Source organism: Brevibacterium sp. UMB1308A, assembly GCF_030230605.1.
Classification (GTDB): Bacteria; Actinomycetota; Actinomycetes; order Actinomycetales; family Brevibacteriaceae; genus Brevibacterium.
The window spans coordinates 68,501-76,127 of record NZ_JASPDO010000010.1 but is presented as its reverse complement, the minus strand read 5'-3'; the positions used below and the strand labels follow the sequence as shown (position 1 = coordinate 76,127).

Annotated in this window: 4 protein-coding genes; all 4 read left to right on the top strand. The window is 49.2% G+C overall.

Going from position 1 to position 7,627, the window contains the following annotated elements; all coding sequences use genetic code 11:
* The first annotated feature begins 213 nt into the window (after nucleotides 1-213).
* The 4 genes from QP868_RS06230 (at nucleotide 214) to QP868_RS06215 (ending at nucleotide 7,586) form a co-directional block, all read left to right on the top strand.
* Entirely contained in the window at nucleotides 214-2,640 is a 2,427-nt protein-coding gene (locus QP868_RS06230) for a glycosyltransferase family 2 protein (RefSeq protein WP_284925741.1), read from the top strand.
* Nucleotides 2,641-2,735: 95 nt separating this feature from the next.
* Nucleotides 2,736-3,569 carry a hypothetical protein gene (locus tag QP868_RS06225; RefSeq protein WP_284925740.1) on the top strand — a complete coding sequence of 278 codons (834 nt, stop codon included), beginning with the start codon at nucleotides 2,736-2,738 and terminating at the stop codon, nucleotides 3,567-3,569.
* A gap of 236 nt (nucleotides 3,570-3,805) precedes the next feature.
* A complete protein-coding gene (locus QP868_RS06220; RefSeq protein WP_284925739.1) occupies nucleotides 3,806-5,110 on the top strand; it encodes a CgeB family protein in 1,305 nt (434 codons plus the stop codon).
* A 10-nt stretch (nucleotides 5,111-5,120) separates the two neighbouring features.
* Nucleotides 5,121-7,586: a CgeB family protein gene (locus tag QP868_RS06215; protein WP_284925738.1), complete on the top strand. Its 2,466-nt coding sequence runs from the start codon at nucleotides 5,121-5,123 to the stop codon at nucleotides 7,584-7,586.
* Nucleotides 7,587-7,627: the final 41 nt, after the last annotated feature.

Here is a 7,627-nt window from a genome sequence, read left to right as displayed (position 1 = left end):
GACGCGTTCATCATCGCTGATACCGCCCGGACAATGCCACACACGCTACGAGCCGTGGACCGTAATTCCGAGGTCTTCGTCAAACCCAGACAGCACCTTCAACGCCGACAAGACCTCCTAATTAAACGAAACCCATCACTTTTAGTTCGCGATAAGCTAGTCAAAGTATCGAGTTATCATAAATCGTGGCGCGAGCAGAGTGAGAGGCCCCCTGTGAACCCCCCAGCAACATCTGGCAATGCGTATTTCAGCCCCCCAAGCGACCTTCCAAAATACAAGCACAGGTCCGCCTCATGGGCCACAGAACCTAGGCACAGATTCGCCGTAGTTGGATCTAGAGATTTTGCTGAGACTCTTTCTTTGATAGCTGATGTGGCCAATGTGGATCTTCGGAGGTTACAGGAACTCCCTAGGGATATCGAAGCGATAATTGTCGTTCCGTCGAGTGAAACCGGCGAAAGTATATCTATAACCGACACACGCGGGCAGCTTTCTCACCTTTTGGCGCAAGCGAAAAGCCAAAATATCCGAGTTGATCTGTATGACTACTACGACCTTGTTGGTGACGACGAGATCAACTCGGTTGTCAATCACTTTGGCTTAGTATTGACAAGCAGTCACCACCGATATGAAAGGTGGCTTAAGCACGGCCTGAGCCCTGATAAGGCTGCCCTCTTGCCTTTCCCCGTGTCGCACGCTCTTTTTAATCCGATAAATTCTGAGGAAGCACCTCGCCACGGTTTAGTGTATTTTAAGGGCGATAAACGGAAGATTCCGGTCGTGGCGCGACGGGCACTCTCCGGAGCTTCATCGTCTTCTCTTGTGACCCGCATCTTCGAGTACGACACGGTAAACGGAGCAGTTAATTCTGGAATCGAACTGCAAGACAAACTTGTGCATCGAGTGGACCGCGTATCTGACCGAGCCGAGTTTCGGAAAGTGAGCAGGAACTTTAGCTTCGCCATCTGTGATGAGACTACACCTGCCCAGGACCAGGGCGGGGTGGGTGTCCTAGGCCACCTTGCGCAGGGGACAATAGTATTTTCAGATTACAACAAAACTACAAACGGATCGATACCAAGCGTCGCAATGGTCGAAACAGGCGAGGACTTGAGGAGCTTCGTGGATGGCACACCGGACGCCTATCACGCCCTAGCGCGACTGGATGGAATCCGATTTGTTTATGGGCATTGCACGGTCTGGGATTGGCTTTGGCAGTACGCCAAATCAGCTTTCGGACAACATCCTGACTCGCCAAAATCTATCGTAGTCACGAACGACTACAGAAAGTTTGAAGATTTTACCAATTCGCAAACTGCGCGCTTCGAGTTCCAGTTTGCATCTGATGAAGAGACTGCCCATGCACTACTAGCGCACGAGTCGGGGTTGATAATTTACCTCGATAGAATCCCATTCGTCACCCCAAACACATTTGCCGACCTACAGTGCGCATTGCGGTATTCCAGTGCCACCCATCTCGAAATTTGCGCTGCAGACGATCCCCGACACGCCTACCAACTGCGCGACAGCAAGCTGGAAGACACCGTGCATGCAATCTGGAAGTCCAAAGACTCTGCACCACATAAACATATCCTCATCAGGACAGATGAATTGCTGAGCCCCAACGTGCTTAACAGGGAAAACCCCGGGGTATTAGCCAAGAAGGAACTAACGATTGTTATCCCAGTATTCAATAATGGGAAACACCTTCTCTTTAAAAGTCTCCAGTCACTCTGGCGGGAGTCAATTCAGGACATTGCTTGTATTCAGATTGTCGACGATGGTTCTACCGATCCAGAAACTCGTCATATCCTCGAACTGCTAGAGGATTCAGGAAATTTCTTAGAGATAATCCGACTGCCGGAGGGTGGCTCGGGTAGCGCGGCTAGGCCCAGGAACGCAGCCATGAATCAGCTTCGGACGCCATACGTGACGTTCTTGGACCCCGATGACGAACAGATTGGCAGCGGTTATTACAACCTGTTGCGAAAAATCATCGAGTCACAGGCAGACATTGTTGTGGGAAATACAGTCGTTCGACGCGGCGGAAGGGCGTGGGTTGGAAATGTTCCCAATATCGAAAAAGGTCTTCAGCAACTAGGGTTACAGTCAGACTCTCGAGGACGGTACTCGCTAGGCGGTGACAATCGGGATCTTCTAAGCGCGATTAGGTACCAGCCTTTCAGCATTCAAGCAACGGTTGCACGAACTGATTTCTTGGATCAGTTCAAACTTCGGCAAGTTGAGGGGGCTTTTGGAGAGGACTCACTCTTCTCGTTGCAAATGCTTCACGCAGCTCGGTCCATCGCTTTCGAACGAAGCTCGATTTTTGTTTACAACGCTGAGGTGCCCGGATCAGCCGTGAACTCGATCTCTGTCCGATTTTTTGAGAAATCACTAAAAGCCGAGCTGTCGCAGGTTGAATGGTTACACAAGCTCGGACTTACCGCCGACTATTCAAACAAACGGTTCATGAAGATGCTGAACGTATGGTACCTGCAGAAGATTAATGAACTTAAACCGCATGAACAATTAAGCGGGCTTAAAATTTTACACTCAATCGCTGAGCTGTATGGTTCCGAGGTTACCGGCAATGATGAGTACCGAGAGGCTATGAGCAGAGCTGGCTTAGACGTCTAGAATTATAATTTTTCGGATATCTAGCACAAACATATGGTAAAGAACAGCGCAGAGTAAATGTTATTAAAACCGTTTTGTCGAATAGATACAGGATTATGCAGAAACTGAAACACACCCTCCTGTCGCCACGTTTTCGAACTGCCTTTTTTGTTGCCGGCTGGCTTATCGTTGCCACAACTGTTTTGCTAGCTGTCACAACGACGCCAACATCAGTGGTTATCGCAATCGGAGCTTTCGGATTGGCCCTTCTTGCGACAGCAAATTCCCTGGCTGTACGTGCAGCTCTATGGAGAAGCCAGTCCAACTTCATGACAATAAAGCGACACCAAGGCGAGAAACTAAGGAACCTGGAACTACGGCATTCAGCCCACACTGAGCATTCCAGTGTGCTACTTGGGCGGATACAGTCACAACTTGAGCAGATGGCAAACAAGCCAGCCACACCTTACAGCCCAAAGCTACCTCAGAATATACGGTTCGACGCGAATCATATGGTCGAATCGCTGCGGACTATGTTTCCAACCGAACCTTGTCTAGCTAACTATCTTTCAACACTCCTGCAGTCTGACCATGACCGCATCCTCCTAGTCGGCGACTTTGACGAAATAAGCCCCGACTCCTTACACTCCAGAATAGATTTATTTAGTAAGTTAGCGGGAATTAATATCACCTTATGTCGCCTCGCTGACAGGAAAGAACCATTATGGAACGTAAGGAAATATCAGCGAATCGCGCTGTTGCCGTCTAAACACCCACGCGCCCTGATTCCTTTTAGTTGGGTCGATTCAAGAACAGAGCTATATTATCTCGGAGCAGAAATGAGCGAGGATTTTCTGCAAGGCATGAATTTTGGGATACCTGTCGGTTTTGGCTGGCTTAGCAATGAGCACCATGGCATTGAATTCAAGGTTAGGAGGGCGCAGGGATGAGCTTCCTTCAGTCAGTGATTAAAAATGTGAGCGACCCACACATGACTAGGCGCAGGTCGCAAACAGAACCGCAGGTTGTTGCAGTATTAGACGACTTTTCAACAATGTGTTTCGCAAGCGATGCAAACATTTGGCTAGTCGATCCTCAGCAGTTCAGCCTTGACTTAGAGCGAATCCGACCGGACTTTTTGTTGGTGGAATCCGCTTGGCATGGGAACGCTGGCCGGTGGAGATATATGGTTAACTCCGGCAATGGCCCCCAGTGGCCGTTGATTAAACTGGTCGAGACCTGTCGCTCGATTGGCATACCAACAGTTTTTTGGAATAAGGAGGACCCTCCCCATTTCAGGGAGTATTTGCCAACCGCGAAACTGTTCGACTTCGTGTTGACGTCCGATGGAGACATGGTTTCTAACTATTGCGCGAAGACGTCAGCACGGGGAGTAGAACTCCTGCGATTCGCCGCCAACCCCCGGATCCATAACCCGTCTCAAGTTGATGGCTATCGTGGCGGAGACATCGCTTTTGCAGGCCAGTATTTTGCGGATAAATTTCCGGAACGGCGTCAACAAATGCAGGACCTGTTTGGCCCAGCTCAAATGTATGATTTCTCTATCTATTCACGGGGGCTCGGCGGGAAAGACATCTACCAGTTTCCAGACCCTTGGGATCAATACGTCGTGGGCAGCCTCCCATACGAAGAAATGGTAAAAGCGTACAGGAGACACAAGATCTTTCTGAACGTAAATTCAGTAACAAGTTCATCGACGATGTGCGCCCGACGGATATTCGAATTGTCTGCCGCAAAGACTGCAGTGGTCGGCATGCATAGCGAAGCCGTTCGGTCCGTGTACACCGACGAACATATACTTCTTGCTACAAAACCTTCAGAGGTCGCCGATATCTATGAATATCTGCTTGCCGCACCAGATGCGGAAACAAATCGAAAGCGAATTGTTCAACGCGCATGGCGGCATACGTTAAGCCATCACACCTATCGTCATCGGTTACAGCAAATTGCTGAGTTAGTAGGCATTGCTCCTCCGGTTTCGAAGATCGAAGTCCTAGTTTTCGCTGATGGCCCTTCATCTACACTGCTGAAGGATATTGAGTCCCAGCAGTTCACTCTTTCTGAGAAGGTTCAAATCCGCATTCACAACATTAATGATGATGTCGACGACGGCTTTGACTCCTTCTCAGCTAGCGGAGACAAGGAGAATCGATTCATAGCTTTTATGTCTGAACAGTATCGTTATGGACCGTTTTATCTTAACGACCTCTTACTTTCATCCGACCAGCAGTCCGCGAAGTTTGTGGCCAAAACTCTATCGGTTGAAGACAAGATGAACGAGGAAACTTGGAGCGACACCCTTCCCAAGTATGGTTGGTTAGCACGCTTAGACGGAGAAACGCCGCGCGATTTTCTAGTTTTTATAGAAAGCGGTCAACAATTAGCTAAGGGTTGTACTGTCTATCTCAGTGACGCGATCGGCATCGATATCGCTGGCAGGCGACGAACGAACCCACTCTTCACCGTTTAAGGGGTACGGCATGAGAATTTGTATTTTTGATGGCATTCTTGAGACTCACGTCGGCAGTTCTTTAGAGCGCGCATTTAGAAAATTTGGTCACGAGACATTTAATACTGGAAAAATTGGCTCTGGATTCAAGTTTCCCAAATCGTACGAAGACATTTCGCACTTGGAAGCAACGGTTCAAAAGACAATTAGGTTCAATCCTGACGTTGTTTTTGTGATGCGTCCTGCGTCGCTACCGCACCCATTGCTTGAGAAGCTCAAGCTGACGGGCGCTTCGCTCATTGCTTGGTTTTCAGACGACCCGGTTCTTTTCGACCTAAGCTACGGACCAATTCTGACAGAGTATGACATCGTTCTTCACTGTGGGAATGAAAGAGTTCTTGCTTTCTATGAGGATATTTTCGGTTTTGCGACCGGAGTTAACTTTCCATTTTGGACAGATCATACAGCTTTTCCACCTGTCTGGGGATCTCGAAAGCCAGATACCGACCTCTTGTTCCTTGGAAACGTACACGACCCTGTTCGTAGGGAGCGCTACTTCGCGCTTGGAGACACCGATTTAGATGTCCGGATTCATGGGAATATCGGAGCCGACTACTTCGGCAAAAGTGGAGGCTATCTGCTAACTGATCTTGAGGTGGTTAATGCAGCCTCAACCACGAAGCTGGCGCTTAATATACCTCAGTTCTTTAAAGACCATCGTGGCCTTGAAACATGGTTCCCTGGCCTTGACAGACTTGGTTACTTCGAGTATCCAAGTCGCGTGGTTCAGTACATGGCCATGGGGGTTCCGACAATTTCTGTAGTCCCAGGTGAGTCCAGGTTTGAGACTTATCCGGAAATGGGAATCGCAGATGATATGCAAGGCGCATACGATCTTGCGACGCAATGGCTAGTAGAGGGCGAGCTAGAGAAGCGAAGCCAAGAGGTACTCCAGCGTTTTGATAAGCACTTCTCGGCAGACGCGAGAGTGATGGCAATCGAGCATCTGCTCGAAGATGATTCATGGCGCAGGCTAGATAGCAGAGAGCGTTCGCAGTGGTTTGAGCAGTTCGATGCCAGTGAATGCGTTCATGGCGCTAATGTGACTGGTTCGGTTGGCGAGAGACGACCAGTAATTTCGTCAAGCTCAAGCTTCACCGACCCTAATGGAACTGGACCAAGTTCCCCAAAAAGCGTTGTAGTTTTGGCTCACGGCGCTGACGAATCATACAGTGTCGCCAGTAGCGTAATTGAGTCCTTAGAAGAACAGCCTAACTTTGCGACAAAGGTCATACAACTTGAGCGGAATTTAGGTTTGCTTACCGCGGATCCGCAGAAAACTGTCGATAACGCCCTAGTCGTAGGGAACGATTTGATTGACAACATAAAGAACGCACACTGGCTAATAGTTGTAGGCAAGTCAATCGCAATCACACAAGCCGGTGCTGAGCGTTTGAACGCTCTTGGGGTTCGTACCGCTATTTTCTGCGATCAGTCTGTTTCGGTGTGGAGCAAAGTCAAACGGTTGCTCGAAGGCTACGACGGAGTCCTTACACCTAATTACGCGATGTACAAACAAGGTGTTAGCCATGGGTATGAAAATATTGCGTTTGTGCCCTATTTTGTCCGCCGTTCTTTCCATTCCGCCTTAGCTAGGCACGAAAGACGGCCCTCGGTAGTTCGAGTTCGCGAAACATCGAAACACGAAGAAACAATGTCTCCATCCATTTACAACGACGCGCAATTTTTGACTCAAGAAATCATCGAATACTCTGATTTGGAGAAGCTGACTTTTGACGAGCTAGCGCGAACTCTAAAGACGGAACTAACATTCATGACTTTCGCAGGCACTAGAAGCGCCCCCAGAATTACACCGTTAAGCCCGTACGTGGCCGTTGCATCAAAGTTGATGTTCAGCGGTAGGCCGGCTTCTGCAGAATCGCTACACCCCTACGAAGAAATCTGTTACTCCGCACACGATCCCGGCGAGCTCAAAGCGAAGCTCATCAGAATCGAGACGTCATCGCTACCACTAACCCCAGGAGATCCTGCGATATTGGAAATGATCTCTGATTCGCGGCACTTCCTTGCCGAACTAACGGACCTCTTGGACCTGCCGAAAGCCGGTCGAAGCTCTGAGCCGGACCTTGTGTCGGGAACGCAAATTGAGATTCCTCTGGTGCGGGTAGGAAATACGCCAGCTAAGTCTTTACGGGTGCGTATATGGGTCAAAGGTTTCGTCGGCAACTTACAGGACTGGTGCTTAAAAATCTGGATTGGAAACAAGGTGGAGTACTCCATCATTCCTTCCGGGTTTGACGAAATTCTCATTGATGAAGTCCGCGACTCGAAAAAGGTTCGCGTTGAGGCATGCTATTCGGGCAGAGCACTGAGTATTCCCCGTTCTTTAGGCCTAACTGCAGAGGCGATCGCTTTGCCAAGCCTTGAAATAATTGGAAGCCCTTCTGCGAGCAGGGTCTACCGGCTTCTCGATTAGGTGGAACGGGGAACTGCTAAAAGTCTTTTGTAACCATCGTG

Bases quoted from the DNA above. Each gene is read 5' to 3' on its own strand.
- QP868_RS06225 (WP_284925740.1), top strand. From the start codon at position 2,736: ATGCAGAAACTGAAACACACCCTCCTGTCGCCACGTTTTCGAACTGCC.
- QP868_RS06215 (WP_284925738.1), top strand. From the start codon at position 5,121: ATGAGAATTTGTATTTTTGATGGCATTCTTGAGACTCACGTCGGCAGT.
- QP868_RS06220 (WP_284925739.1), top strand. From the start codon at position 3,806: ATGGTTAACTCCGGCAATGGCCCCCAGTGGCCGTTGATTAAACTGGTC.